Annotated in this window: 11 protein-coding genes; 10 read left to right on the top strand and 1 reads right to left on the bottom strand. The window is 51.6% G+C overall.

All coding sequences use genetic code 11. The annotated features are described in order from the left end of the window. The first annotated feature begins 436 nt into the window (after positions 1–436). The 10 genes from glmS (at position 437) to cobO (ending at position 11,577) form a co-directional block, all read left to right on the top strand. Positions 437–886 (top strand): methylaspartate mutase subunit S, encoded by a 450-nt coding sequence (gene glmS, locus ACU8YC_RS09675; protein ID WP_151219560.1) that lies wholly within the window; start codon positions 437–439, stop codon positions 884–886. Further along, positions 886–2,274, top strand: a complete 1,389-nt coding sequence (gene glmL, locus ACU8YC_RS09680; protein ID WP_187252783.1) for a methylaspartate mutase accessory protein GlmL — start codon at positions 886–888, stop codon at positions 2,272–2,274. Before glmS ends, glmL begins: the two co-directional genes overlap by 1 nt. A gap of 18 nt (positions 2,275–2,292) precedes the next feature. Continuing rightward, complete coding sequence (locus ACU8YC_RS09685) at positions 2,293–3,738, top strand: methylaspartate mutase subunit E (protein WP_151219559.1); 1,446 nt, start codon at positions 2,293–2,295, stop codon at positions 3,736–3,738. Beyond that, positions 3,738–4,979: a methylaspartate ammonia-lyase gene (locus ACU8YC_RS09690; protein ID WP_005122534.1), complete on the top strand. Its 1,242-nt coding sequence runs from the start codon at positions 3,738–3,740 to the stop codon at positions 4,977–4,979. The genes ACU8YC_RS09685 and ACU8YC_RS09690 overlap by 1 nt, the downstream gene beginning before the upstream one ends. Before the next feature lie 3 nt (positions 4,980–4,982). Next, positions 4,983–6,353: an acyclic terpene utilization AtuA family protein gene (locus ACU8YC_RS09695; RefSeq protein ID WP_003831426.1), complete on the top strand. Its 1,371-nt coding sequence runs from the start codon at positions 4,983–4,985 to the stop codon at positions 6,351–6,353. Further along, on the top strand, positions 6,350–6,667 hold the full coding sequence (locus ACU8YC_RS09700) for a DUF4387 domain-containing protein (RefSeq protein ID WP_005122536.1): 318 nt from the start codon (positions 6,350–6,352) through the stop codon (positions 6,665–6,667). Before ACU8YC_RS09695 ends, ACU8YC_RS09700 begins: the two co-directional genes overlap by 4 nt. Positions 6,668–6,835: 168 nt before the next feature. Continuing rightward, on the top strand, positions 6,836–8,143 hold the full coding sequence (locus ACU8YC_RS09705; RefSeq protein WP_151219558.1) for a dicarboxylate/amino acid:cation symporter: 1,308 nt from the start codon (positions 6,836–6,838) through the stop codon (positions 8,141–8,143). Positions 8,144–8,217: 74 nt separating this feature from the next. After that, a complete protein-coding gene (gene glsA, locus ACU8YC_RS09710) occupies positions 8,218–9,219 on the top strand; it encodes a glutaminase A (protein ID WP_446895289.1) in 1,002 nt (333 codons plus the stop codon). A gap of 93 nt (positions 9,220–9,312) precedes the next feature. After that, a complete protein-coding gene (locus tag ACU8YC_RS09715; RefSeq protein ID WP_151224962.1) occupies positions 9,313–10,965 on the top strand; it encodes a class I fumarate hydratase in 1,653 nt (550 codons plus the stop codon). Positions 10,966–10,974: 9 nt separating this feature from the next. Continuing rightward, entirely contained in the window at positions 10,975–11,577 is a 603-nt protein-coding gene (cobO, locus tag ACU8YC_RS09720; RefSeq protein ID WP_187252785.1) for a cob(I)yrinic acid a,c-diamide adenosyltransferase, read from the top strand. Positions 11,578–11,634: 57 nt separating this feature from the next. On the opposite strand, the gene ACU8YC_RS09725 is transcribed toward cobO, so the two are convergent. Further along, positions 11,635–12,537 carry a LysR substrate-binding domain-containing protein gene (locus tag ACU8YC_RS09725; RefSeq protein WP_151219554.1) on the bottom strand — a complete coding sequence of 301 codons (903 nt, stop codon included), beginning with the start codon at positions 12,535–12,537 and terminating at the stop codon, positions 11,635–11,637. Positions 12,538–12,704: the final 167 nt, after the last annotated feature.

Here is a 12,704-nt window from a genome sequence, read left to right on the forward strand (position 1 = left end):
AACAATTCATTATCATTTTTATCTTAAATTTAACAAAAGATAATTGTGCCATATAAGATTAAAAAATAAAAAACCGTTATGCTGTTCACAAGTTATTTAGCAGAAATAATTTTTGAAATTATAAAAAGCGCCGCATGAATGAGCTTCGCAACAAAATAAGATTTCGATCACAAACATGGCAAGTCATTTATTACTCATTTCCCTAACAAATTAAAAAAAGAAACAAGAAACAAAAACAACACATTGATTTTAATGATCTTTTATAACCAAGAAATATAACAATCATTTTGCGCAGGATATTTTGAAAATAGATCAATTGCTTCCTTTTCCGCTTCCACAGAAACTCCAACCCTATTAAAAGGTTGTCGCACTCCATGTTCTAAATATTAGAAAACAATTTTCACTTATTGACCATCAGCCCTACAGAGGATTACCCATGAAGAAATCTACACTTGTTATTGGCGTCATCGGTGCTGACTGCCATGCAGTAGGTAATAAAGTTCTGGATCGCGTTTTCACGGCTCATAATTTCCACGTAATAAACCTCGGGGTGATGGTGAGCCAGGATGAATATATTGATGCCGCAATTGAAACAGGTGCCGATGCCATCGTGGTGTCGTCTATCTACGGTCATGGTGATATTGACTGCCTCGGATTACGTGAGCGCTGCATCGAGCGTGGCCTCGGCGACATTCTGCTGTACGTCGGCGGCAACCTGGTCGTCGGGAAACATGACTTCGCCGATGTAGAAGTGAAATTTAAAGAGATGGGGTTTAACCGCGTCTTCGCGCCGAGCCACGACCTGGAAGATGTCTGCGCGCTTATCACTAATGATATTCACCAGCACAATGGCCTCGAGCAGCGTTGTCTGGAAGAGGCCATCTGATGCAAACAGTTTCTGTCGATATCGGCTCGACATGGACCAAGGCTGCCCTCTTTGCTCATGAAGGCGAGGAATTAACCCTGGTAAACCATGTCCTGACCCCAACCACCACACATCATCTGGCAGACGGTTTTTTTGCCAGCCTGAATCAGGTGCTGAATGTTGCCGATGCTCGCCCGTTACTGAAAAGTGGTGAAGTACAGTTGAAATACTCCTCCTCGGCCAAAGGTGGGCTCGCCGTAGCAGCAATGGGGCTGGTGCCTTCCATTACGCTGGAATCGGCAAAAGTTACCGCCCATTCGGCAGGAGCGAAAATCGCGCAATATTATTCGTACAAACTGAACCGTCATGACATCCAGGAACTGGAATCATCACCACCAGACATTCTGTTGTTTACCGGCGGTACAGACGGCGGCGAAGAAAGCTACGGCCTGGCGAATGCGCGCGCTCTGGCAGGCTCAAAGCTTGATTGCGCCATTATCTACGCCGGAAATCGGGACATTCAGGACGAAATTCAAACGATTCTGGGAGACAAAGATCTGACCACGGTAGACAACATTTTACCTGACCTCGATCACCCGAATCCGTTTGCCGCACGCCAGGCGATTTGCGATGTGTTCTTGTCACGCATTGTCAAAGGTAAAGGTCTGGACGTCATTGTCGGCGAAACAGGCGAAGAGCCAATGCCGACGCCATGGACAGTCTATGAGTTAGTCAAAGCCATTAGCGATTACGACAACGCATGGAAGGAGTTCATGCTGATTGATATGGGCGGAGCCACCACGGATGTCTATTCGGCCAGCGCGAATACCCTCTCCCCCGACACCGTCCTGCATGGTGTTCCTGAACCGTTCGTCAAACGTACCGTTGAAGGTGACCTGGGCATGCGCGTTTCCGCCGTTGTGGTGGGAGAAAGCACGCAGGATATGGTGAAAGTCATCTTCGCCCAACAGCCACAGCGCGAGGAAGCGTTTTACCGCTACCTACGTCATCTGGTTGGGCAACCGGATTACCTGCCACTCAGCGAGGAAGAGAAATATTTCGACACCCTGCTGGCAGGTTTATGCGTGGGCTATGCCGCTGAGCGCCACGCGGGCACTAAAAAGCAGGTTTGTACCTGCGTGGGTAACGTGGATTTACAGATGGGTCGCGATCTCACCACCGTGCGCAAAGTCGTCGGTTCAGGGGGATGGCTCTCTCGCGCCAGCCAGTTCGATATCCATAACTGGCTCAAATATCGGGAGCTGGACGACCAGGGCAAAAGAATTCTGTTACCGAACCAGTTTGAGTATTACCGCGATTCAAATGGCCTGCTCCCTCTACTGGCAAACGTCGCCAGACTGTACCCGCAAGCCGCTGCTCGCACCAGCATTCAGTGTTTAACCCTATAAAACTTAAGGCAGCTACGAATGGAACTTCGAAATAAAAAATTAACCCACGACGAATTCATGACCGAAAGGCATCAGGTGTTACAAACCTGGGAAACCGGCAAAGACGTTGAGAACTTCGAAGATGGCGTGAAGTACCAGCAATCAATTCCAGATAACAAACGCTTCTCCCTTGCTCTGCTGAAGGCCGATCAGGAAGGCAGGACCCTGAGCCAGCCGCGCGCAGGCGTAGCATTAATGGATGAGCATATTGCGCTGCTCAAAACATTGCAGGAAGAGTGCGACCTCCTGCCAAGCACCATCGATGCCTATACCCGTCTGAATCGCTATGAAGAAGCCGCTGTCGGGATCCAGAAATCCATCGAAGCTGGGACGTCCAAACTGAATGGTTTACCGGTCGTCAATCACGGGGTAGCTGCCTGCCGCCGGATGACTGAATCACTGGAAAAACCGATCCAGGTTCGCCACGGAACGCCAGATGCTCGCCTGCTGGCGGAAATCGCTATGGCCAGTGGTTTTACCAGCTACGAAGGCGGCGGTATCTCCTACAACATTCCTTACGCTAAGCGCGTCACCCTGGAAAAATCCATCCGTGACTGGCAGTACTGCGATCGCCTGATGGGCCTGTACGAAGAGAACGGTATTCGTATCAACCGTGAACCGTTCGGCCCGCTAACTGGCACCCTAATCCCGCCGTTTATGTCCCACTCGGTGGCGATTATTGAAGGTCTATTGGCGCTGGAACAGGGCGTGAAGTCCATTACCGTCGGCTACGGCCAGGTCGGTAGCCTGACGCAGGATATCGCCGCTATTCAGGCGCTGCGCGAACTGTCCCACGAATACTTCCATAACCACGGATTCGACGATTACGAACTGAGCACCGTTTTCCACCAGTGGATGGGCGGATTCCCGGAAGATGAAGCGAAAGCCTTCTCCGTTATCGCCTGGGGGGCAGCGGTTGCGGGTATGTCCGGTGCCACGAAAGTGATCACCAAAAGCCCGCACGAAGCGTTCGGTATCCCAACGGCTGCAGCCAACGCCCAGGGTCTGAAAGCGTCACGCCAGATGCTCAACATGGTCAGTGACCAGAAATTCCCGCAATGCGCTGCCGTCGAGCAGGAAGTTGATCTGATCAAGAGCGAAGTCCGCGCAGTGCTGAAAAAAGTCTTCGAACTGGGCAATGGCGACATTGCGCGTGGCACGGTGCTGGCCTTTGAAGCTGGCGTACTGGATGTGCCGTTCGCGCCTGCCGCTTGCAACGCCGGTAAGATCCTCCCTGTTCGCGATAACACAGGCGCTATCCGTATTCTCGAAGCCGGTGCAGTTCCACTGCCGAAAGATATTCTCGCCCTGCACCACGACTATGTCGCAGAGCGCGCACATTTTGAAGGCCGCAAGCCTTCTTTCCAGATGGTCATTGATGACATCAACGCCGTATCCCACAGTAAATTAATAGGAAGACCATAATGAAAATCAAAAAGGCCCTTTTCACCGCTGGCTACTCCTCATTTTATTTTGACGATCAGCAGGCCATCAAAAATGGCGCCGGTCATGACGGGTTTATCTATACCGGCGATCCGGTAACGCCAGGATTTACCTCTGTTCGTCAGGCGGGTGAATGCGTTTCCGTGCAACTGATTCTGGAGAATGGCGCGGTAGCGGTGGGCGATTGCGCAGCGGTTCAATATTCAGGCGCAGGTGGTCGTGATCCGCTTTTCCTGGCAGAAAATTTCATTCCGTTCCTCAACGATCACATCAAACCGCTGCTGGAAGGCCGTGACGTTGATGCGTTCCTGCCAAACGCCCGTTTCTTTGACCAACTGCGTATTGACGGTCATCTGCTGCATACTGCCGTCCGCTATGGTCTGTCTCAGGCGCTGCTCGATGCGGCGGCGCTGGCTACCGGTCGTCTGAAAACTGAAGTGGTTTGCGATGAATGGCAACTGCCGTGCGTACCGGAAGCTATTCCATTATTTGGCCAGAGCGGCGACGACCGTTATATCGCCGTTGATAAGATGATCCTCAAAGGTGTGGACGTCCTGCCGCATGCGCTGATCAACAACGTCGAAGAGAAGCTGGGCTTTAAAGGCGAAAAACTGCGTGAGTATGTACGTTGGTTGTCCGACCGTATCTTAAGCCTGCGCACCAGCGAACGTTATCACCCGACGCTGCATATTGATGTGTACGGCACGATCGGTTTGATCTTCGATATGGATCCCGTGCGCTGCGCCGAATACATCGCCAGCCTGGAAGCCGAAGCTCAAGGCTTGCCGCTGTATATCGAAGGGCCAGTAGATGCGGGTAACAAGCCGGATCAGATCCGCATGTTGACCGCCATCACCAAAGAACTGACCCGTCTGGGCTCCGGCGTGAAAATTGTCGCCGACGAATGGTGTAACACCTATCAGGATATCGTGGACTTTACCGATGCGGGCAGCTGCCACATGGTACAGATCAAAACCCCTGATCTTGGCGGCATTCATAACATTGTTGATGCAGTGCTGTACTGCAACAAACACGCCATGGAAGCCTATCAGGGCGGTACCTGTAACGAAACCGAGATCAGTGCTCGCACCTGCGTACACGTGGCGCTTGCCGCGCGTCCGATGCGCATGCTGGTCAAACCAGGAATGGGATTCGATGAAGGTCTCAACATCGTGTTTAACGAGATGAATCGCACCATCGCGTTGTTGCAAACTAAGGATTAAGAGATGGCTCGCACATTTAAGATCTTATCGCCGACGGCTATCCTGGGTTATGGCTTCCCGGAAGAAAGTTTTCGCAAAGCCATGGAAGAGTCACCCGATCTTATTGCCGTTGACGCGGGTTCCTCCGATCCGGGCCCCCATTACCTGGGGGCAGGTAAACCCTTTACCGACAGAGCCGGGGTAAAACGCGATCTGCGCTATATGATTGTGGCGGGCGTTAAGAACAACATCCCGGTCGTGATCGGCACCGCCGGTGGTTCTGGCGCAGCTCCGCATCTGGAGTGGTGTCGCCAGATTATCCATGAGATCGCACAGGAAGAAAAACTGTCCTTCTCAATGGCGCTAATCCCGTCAGATGTCGACAAAGAAATCGTTCATCAGGCGCTGGATAACGGCAAAATCACCGCACTCGACTTTGTGCCGGAACTGACTCACGAGGCGATCGAAGAGAGTACCTACATCGTCGCGCAGATGGGTATCGAGCCTTTCCAGCGCGCACTGAAAGCCGGTGCGCAAGTGGTGCTGGGCGGACGCGCCTACGATCCGGCCTGCTTTGCCGCGCTGCCAATTATGCAGGGCTTTGATGAAGGTCTGGCGTTGCATTGCGGTAAGATCCTTGAGTGTGCTGCCATTGCTGCCACCCCCGGCTCCGGCTCCGATTGTGCGATGGGGATTATCGACGACAACGGCTTTACGCTGAAGGCGTTCAATCCCAAGCGTAAGTTCACAGAAACGTCAGCTGCGGCGCACACCCTGTATGAGAAGTCCGATCCGTACTTCCTGCCGGGTCCCGGCGGTGTGCTGAACCTGAAAGCGTGCACCTTTACCCAGGTTAACGAGGGTGAAGTGTATGTCAGCGGTTCACGTCATGAAGAAACACCGTATGCGTTGAAACTGGAAGGGGCGCGTCAGGTTGGCTTCCGCTGCCTGACCATCGCCGGAACGCGTGACCCGATTATGATTGCCGGAATTGACACCATTCTCGAAGAGGTCCAGGCAAGCGTAGCACGTAACCTCTCCCTGAACGACGACAGCATCCGTATGACGTTCCACCTTTACGGGAAGAACGGCGTGATGGGCAACCATGAACCGATGAAAACCGCCGGTCACGAACTGGGGATTTTACTGGATGTCGTCGCGCCGACGCAGGATATCGCCAACAGCGTTTGCTCGCTGGTGCGCTCTACCCTGCTGCACTACGGCTATGAGAATCGCATTGCGACGGCGGGCAACCTCGCCTTCCCGTTCTCGCCATCTGATATTCAAAGTGGACCGGTGTATGAGTTCTCGATCTATCACCTGATTGAAGCAAGCGATGCGCTGCGTTTTGATTTCCACATTGAACAGGTGACGCCAGAAGGAGTTCAGGCATGAAACAGTCAATTTGTTCACTGGCGCAAGTTATTCGCTCGAAAAACGCCGGACCGTACGAACTGGTTTTAGATATTTTATTTAAAACCCGGGAAGATTATCAGCGCGTAAAACGTTCCGAGCAATTAACACCGCAGCTTATTGCCGGTTTATATAACGTTGAACCTGACTTTATTCACAATATTGTGTGGTTCGACCCGGCGAATGCCGTAAAAATTGTCATGCCGCGCGATATTATTTCCGGCAACGTTGGTGACAATGATGTTTATGGCGCGCAGCAACACGCACCATTATTAAGTATTGAGTTCGACTTGTAACAAAAAACACAATAACAACCATTGGGGCACAGAATTCAGCTGTATCACAGTGCTTCGAATTATTCATGCGGTTGGTCACAACAGGCGTGCGTCTAAGCTGCTGTCCAGGCTCAGGCGCACGCCACCCTACACAATTCCAATTACCAACCTTTATCCGATGGAGTACACATGAAGAAAATAAGTTTAACGAAGATGATCATATTAGGTCTGATACTCGGCATGATTGCCGGGGTAGCCATCAATAATATGGTCACGGCTGAAACAGCAAAATCTTATGCAGCAGATATTTCCATTTTCACCACTATATTCTTACGTATGGTGAAAATGATTATCGCGCCATTGGTTATTTCAACTCTGGTTGTGGGTATTGCCAAAATGGGCGATGCCAAAACGCTGGGACGTATATTTTCAAAAACCTTCTTCCTGTTTATTTGCGCATCATTGCTGTCAATCGCGCTGGGTCTGGTTATCGTTAATATTTTCCAGCCAGGCGCAGGTATCAACTTCGTGCCGCATGACGCCGGGGTCGTTGCCGCGGTTAAGTCAGAGCCATTCACGCTGAAAGTGTTCATCTCGCACGCGGTACCGACCAGTATTGTCGATGCGATGGCGCGGAACGAAATTCTGCAGATCGTGGTGTTCTCAATTTTCCTTGGTTGCAGCCTGGCCGCCATTGGTGAAAAAGCCGAGCCTATCGTGAAGGTTCTGGATTCTCTGGTGCACGTGATGCTGAAGCTGACGGGTTACGTCATGCTGTTTGCGCCGCTGACCGTTTTTGCCGCTATTTCAGGTTTGATTGCCGAACGTGGTCTGGGAGTGATGGTCAGCGCCGGGATCTTCATGGGTGAATTCTACCTGACGCTGGGTATGCTGTGGGCAATCCTGATTGGCCTGTCAACCATGATAGTCGGGCCTTGTATCGCACGTTTGACCAAATCAATCTTCGAGCCTGCACTACTGGCCTTTACGACCTCCAGTTCTGAAGCCGCCTTCCCGGGCACGCTGGATAAGCTGGAAAAATTCGGCGTTTCCTCAAAAATTGCCAGCTTCGTTCTGCCTATCGGTTACTCCTTTAACCTGGTCGGTTCCATGGCCTACTGCTCCTTTGCCACCGTCTTTATTGCTCAGGCCTGCAATATCGAACTGAGCATGGGCGAGCAAATTACCATGCTGTTAATTCTGATGCTGACCTCTAAAGGAATGGCGGGCGTACCGCGTGCCTCGATGGTCGTTATCGCCGCCACCCTGAACCAATTCAACATTCCGGAAGCCGGTTTGATCCTGTTGATGGGCGTCGATCCGTTCCTCGATATGGGTCGTTCTGCCACCAACGTCATGAGTAACGCCATGGGCGCTGCCATTGTGGGTCGTTGGGAAGGCGAACACTTCGGCCAGGGTTGCCGTGGAACTGCGCCAGTGAAGTCACCGGAACAGGAACGCCCGGTTACTGAACAGTCTGAAGTTGCGATGTCCTGATAAAACACGATTGCCGGATAAGGCGCTTGCGCCGCTATCCGGCAACATAGTTATCAAATCAGCAGGAATGCACAATGAATAAAACAATTATCGGCGTGAGTCTCTTTTCTTTCAGCATCTTGTTTAGCGCGACCTCATTCGCGCAAACCGCGCCGGACTACGCCAGACTGATAGAACAGGCGCATCAAAAGTTCAAAAGTAATAACGATGGAAAAGTCGCCGACTACATCCCTGCCCTGGCGACCTACAGCCCAAATAATTTTGCCATCACTATTGCTACGGTGGATGGCAAGATCTACCAGGTTGGCGATGTTAACAAACCCTTTCCCATGGAATCCCTGAGTAAAGTCTTCACCATGGCGCTCGCCATGGAACAACACGGTCCTCAGGTGGTACTGGATAAACTCGGGGCAAATGCCACTGGCATGCCTTTTAACTCCGGTTTAGCGGTGGAACTGACCAAAGGTGCGCCTGAGAACCCGCTGGTAAACGCCGGAGCCATGAGCACCGTTAGCCTGATTGAAGCCAAAGATAAAACCGATCGCTGGAACAAAATCCTCGACAACCTGAACGTCTGGGCCGACGCCACGCTCACGGTTAATGAGCCGGTCTTCAAATCCGAGATGGAAACCAACCAACACAATCAGGCGCTGGCGAAGCTGATGGAATCCTATAACAGCTTCTATGGCAACACCGACGACGCCGTCGAAATTTATACCCGTCAGTGCTCGGTGGATATCACCGTTGAGCAACTGGCCAAAATGGGTGCAGTGCTGGCGAACAAAGGGAAATCACCGTTCAACGGCAAGCAGTTGCTGAATGAAAAATATGTTCCGCAGGTGCTGGCGGAAATGGCGATTGCCGGACTGTACGACGGCAGCGGTAAATGGCTGTACACCGTTGGTATTCCGGCGAAAAGTGGTGTCGGCGGCGGGATGGTTGCCGTTGTTCCTGGCGAATATGCCATTGCCGTCTACTCTCCGCCGCTGGATGAGGCTGGCAACAGCGTTCGCGCCCAGCAAACCATCGAATATGTCGCCGAAGAGACGCAGGCCAATGTCTTTTTAGCAAAATAACACGATGCCGGATGGCGTTTCGCCTATCCGGCCTACGATTAGCGCGCTTATTTACGCCGTTATCCGGCAAAAATGAAGAGGTGAGAAGTAAACATGTCTAAACCATTTGTCTGGCAGGAGCTCTTTGTTCAGAGTAAAGATAGTACCGAGTATGAATTACTGAGTAACCAGCACGTAACGGTAACGGAGTTAGACGGAGAGGAAGTGATTAAGGTGGCGCCCGAAGCGTTAACCTTATTAGCACAGCAGGCATTTTATGAGGCTTCATTTTTTCTGCGCGCCGGACATTTGAAACAGATAGCCAGCATTTTGCACGACCCGCAGGCCAGCGGTAACGATAAGTACGTCGCATTACAACTGCTGCGCAACGCTGAAGTTTCGGCCAAAGGTGTCCTGCCTAACTGCCAGGACACCGGGACGGCAACCATTGTGGCCAGCAAAGGACAGCATGTCTGGACAGGCGGCGATGACGCCGAAGCCTTAAGCAAAGGCGTGTATACCACCTTCACCGAAAACAATCTGCGTTACTCGCAAAATGCCCCGTTGGACATGTATACCGAGATCAATACCCAGACTAACCTGCCGGCGCAAATCGACATCAGCGCCACGCCGGGTAACGAATATAAATTCCTGTTCGTAAACAAAGGCGGCGGCTCGGCCAACAAAGCGGCGCTATTCCAGGAAACCAAATCTATTCTGCAGCCGGAAAAGCTCACTGCTTTCCTGATCGAAAAAATGAAATCACTGGGTACCGCTGCTTGCCCGCCGTATCACATCGCTTTTGTGGTTGGAGGCTTGTCCGCCGATCAGGCCCTGAAGACAGCCAAACTGGCATCAACCAAATATTACGATAACCTGCCCACCAGCGGGAACGAGCTGGGTCAGGCGTTCCGCGATACAGCGCTGGAAGCCGAACTGCTCAATGCCAGCCGCGAGTTTGGCATCGGCGCGCAGTTTGGCGGCAAATACTTTGCCCACGATATCCGGGTGATCCGCCTGCCACGCCACGGCGGCTCCTGCCCTATCGCCATGGCCCTCTCCTGCTCAGCCGATCGCAACATCAAAGCCAAAATCAACAAACACGGTATCTGGCTGGAGAAACTTGAGCATAACCCGGGCAAATTTATCCCTGATTCACAGCGTGTGGAAAACGGCGCCCAGACCGTTCAACTGGATCTGAATCGTCCGTTACGCGAAATTCTGCATGACCTGTCCGCCCTACCGATCGGCACTCGTTTGTCGTTAAGCGGCCCAATTGTTGTTGCCCGAGATATCGCCCACGCAAACATCAAAGCGCGCCTGGATAACGGCGAACCGATGCCGGAATACATGAAAAAACATATCGTTTATTACGCCGGCCCCGCCAAAACCCCCGAAAACCAGGCCTGCGGTTCATTGGGTCCGACAACCGGCGGACGCATGGATGGATACGTCGATGCTTTCCAGGCACAAGGCGGAAGTCTCATTATGCTCACCAAGGGTAACCGCAGTCAGCAGGTCACTGATGCCTGTCACAAACACGGTGGATTTAGCCTCGGCAGCATTGGCGGCGCGGCGGCTCTACTGGCCCAGCAGTATGTGAAGAGCCTGCAGTGCCTTGAATATCCAGAGCTGGGAATGGAAGCTGTGTGGATGATGGAAGTTAAAAATATGCCTGCGTTCGTATTAGTAGACGACAAAGGCAATAACTTCTTTAGCCAGTTTGAGCAGCAGCATCGCTGCGCAACTTGTCCGGCAGGACACTAAGGAGTCACCATGGAAGCGCGAGCCAATAATGACAGGCACCGCCAGCGTCAGCAGAAACTGAAAGAGCAGGTTGATACCCGCGTGGCGGCGGCAACGGAGAAGAAAGGGATCCTGATAGTCTTCACCGGTAACGGTAAAGGAAAATCCACCGCAGCCTTTGGTACGGCAACGCGCGCGGTTGGTCACGGAAAAACCGTTGGCATCGCGCAGTTCATTAAGGGCCAGTGGGATAATGGTGAGTACAACACTTTGCAACCGCTCGGCGTCGAATTCCATATTATGGGGACTGGATTTACCTGGGAAACGCAGAATCGACAGGCAGATATCGAGGCAGCAACGACAGTCTGGCAGGAAAGTAAGCGCATGTTGGCTGATGCGCATTACGATCTGGTGGTGCTGGATGAGCTCACCTACATGCTGGCTTACCACTACCTGGATACCCAGGAGGTTCTCAACGCCATCGAAAATCGCCCTGCCCAGCAGAGCGTAATTGTCACCGGACGTGGATGCCACGCACGATTGCTGGAAATGGCCGATACGATCAGTGAAATTCGCCCGGTCAGGCACGCGTTTGACCGAGGAATTCAGGCGCAGGTTGGGATCGACTGGTAGTCATACGGCCTACAGCTCACAGAGTCGTAGGCCGATTTCAACGTAGCGCTGGGGCCATCAAATGGGCGACACCACGGATTTATTCAACAGCCAACTACGGAAAATCTGTAAATGTTCGGACTCTGATTTCTCTTCACGCCACGTCATGATGAAACGGTTCCCGGTGCGCATCGGGACATCGCAAGGAATAACCATATCACCACTGTCCAAATCGTGCTGAATGGCAAAACGGGGCAGCAGCGCAACGCCCAAATTAGAGCGGACCGCCGCAATCAGCATCGACAACAGATCAAACCTCGGTCCTTTATTCACCAGCGGACTGCTGACATCAGACAGTGCAAACCATTCCTGCCAGCCTTTGATACGCGTACTTTGATGCAACAGCGGGTATTCATTTAGCAGTTCATCAACCGTCAGTTTCCGTTCCGGCTCAGCCAGCAGACAGCGACTACATACCGGCAGGATTTCCTCTTCAAACAGGTACTCAACCTCTGACCACGGCGAGTAAAAGTCTTCACGCATAATTGCTGCGTCATACTCGCGATTGAGAAAATCACCGATATTCGCCAGCGAATGGATGTTCACAATAATATCTGGATTGAGTTTGTTAAACTCGCGCAAGTTTGGGATCAACCAGTGCGTGCTGAACGTCGGATTCACCGCCAGCTCAATAACCTGTACGGTCGGCTGCCAGGTCATTATTGTGGTCGTATCGCGCTCGAGTTTATTTAACGTTTCTTTAACGATACCTAAATAGTGTTTGCCCGCAGCATTTAAAAATATGCGCTTTTTGGCATGATTAAATAGCGCGGTATTAAGAAAATCCTCTAGTGCATTTACCTGGCGGAAAACAGCACTTTGAGTCAATGCCAGCTCTTCAGCTGCCCGGGTATAACTTTCGTGACGCGCAACCACTTCAAAAGTTACCAGCAACTCCGTCTTGGGTATTTTTCCTCTCATAACCTCTTCCATATGCAGCGTACAAAAATAGTTTAATTTATAAAAAATAATTCAAGGCACCCAGATAAGCACCGAGAGTTATATTTTATTTTATCCATTGATGTCATTGATCCAATCCATGATTTACTCACACTGACGACGGATAAATATTAACCAATAATACTCAA

The sequence above is a fragment of the Citrobacter sp. VF227 genome (assembly GCF_052950715.1).

Coding starts and splice junctions, on each gene's coding strand:
- glmL (WP_187252783.1), top strand. CDS start 886: ATGCAAACAGTTTCTGTCGATATCGGCTCGACATGGACCAAGGCTGCC.
- ACU8YC_RS09685 (WP_151219559.1), top strand. CDS start 2,293: ATGGAACTTCGAAATAAAAAATTAACCCACGACGAATTCATGACCGAA.
- cobO (WP_187252785.1), top strand. CDS start 10,975: ATGGAAGCGCGAGCCAATAATGACAGGCACCGCCAGCGTCAGCAGAAA.
- ACU8YC_RS09715 (WP_151224962.1), top strand. CDS start 9,313: ATGTCTAAACCATTTGTCTGGCAGGAGCTCTTTGTTCAGAGTAAAGAT.
- ACU8YC_RS09725 (WP_151219554.1), bottom strand. CDS start 12,537: ATGAGAGGAAAAATACCCAAGACGGAGTTGCTGGTAACTTTTGAAGTG.
- ACU8YC_RS09705 (WP_151219558.1), top strand. CDS start 6,836: ATGAAGAAAATAAGTTTAACGAAGATGATCATATTAGGTCTGATACTC.
- ACU8YC_RS09690 (WP_005122534.1), top strand. CDS start 3,738: ATGAAAATCAAAAAGGCCCTTTTCACCGCTGGCTACTCCTCATTTTAT.
- ACU8YC_RS09700 (WP_005122536.1), top strand. CDS start 6,350: ATGAAACAGTCAATTTGTTCACTGGCGCAAGTTATTCGCTCGAAAAAC.
- glmS (WP_151219560.1), top strand. CDS start 437: ATGAAGAAATCTACACTTGTTATTGGCGTCATCGGTGCTGACTGCCAT.
- ACU8YC_RS09695 (WP_003831426.1), top strand. CDS start 4,983: ATGGCTCGCACATTTAAGATCTTATCGCCGACGGCTATCCTGGGTTAT.
- glsA (WP_446895289.1), top strand. CDS start 8,218: ATGAATAAAACAATTATCGGCGTGAGTCTCTTTTCTTTCAGCATCTTG.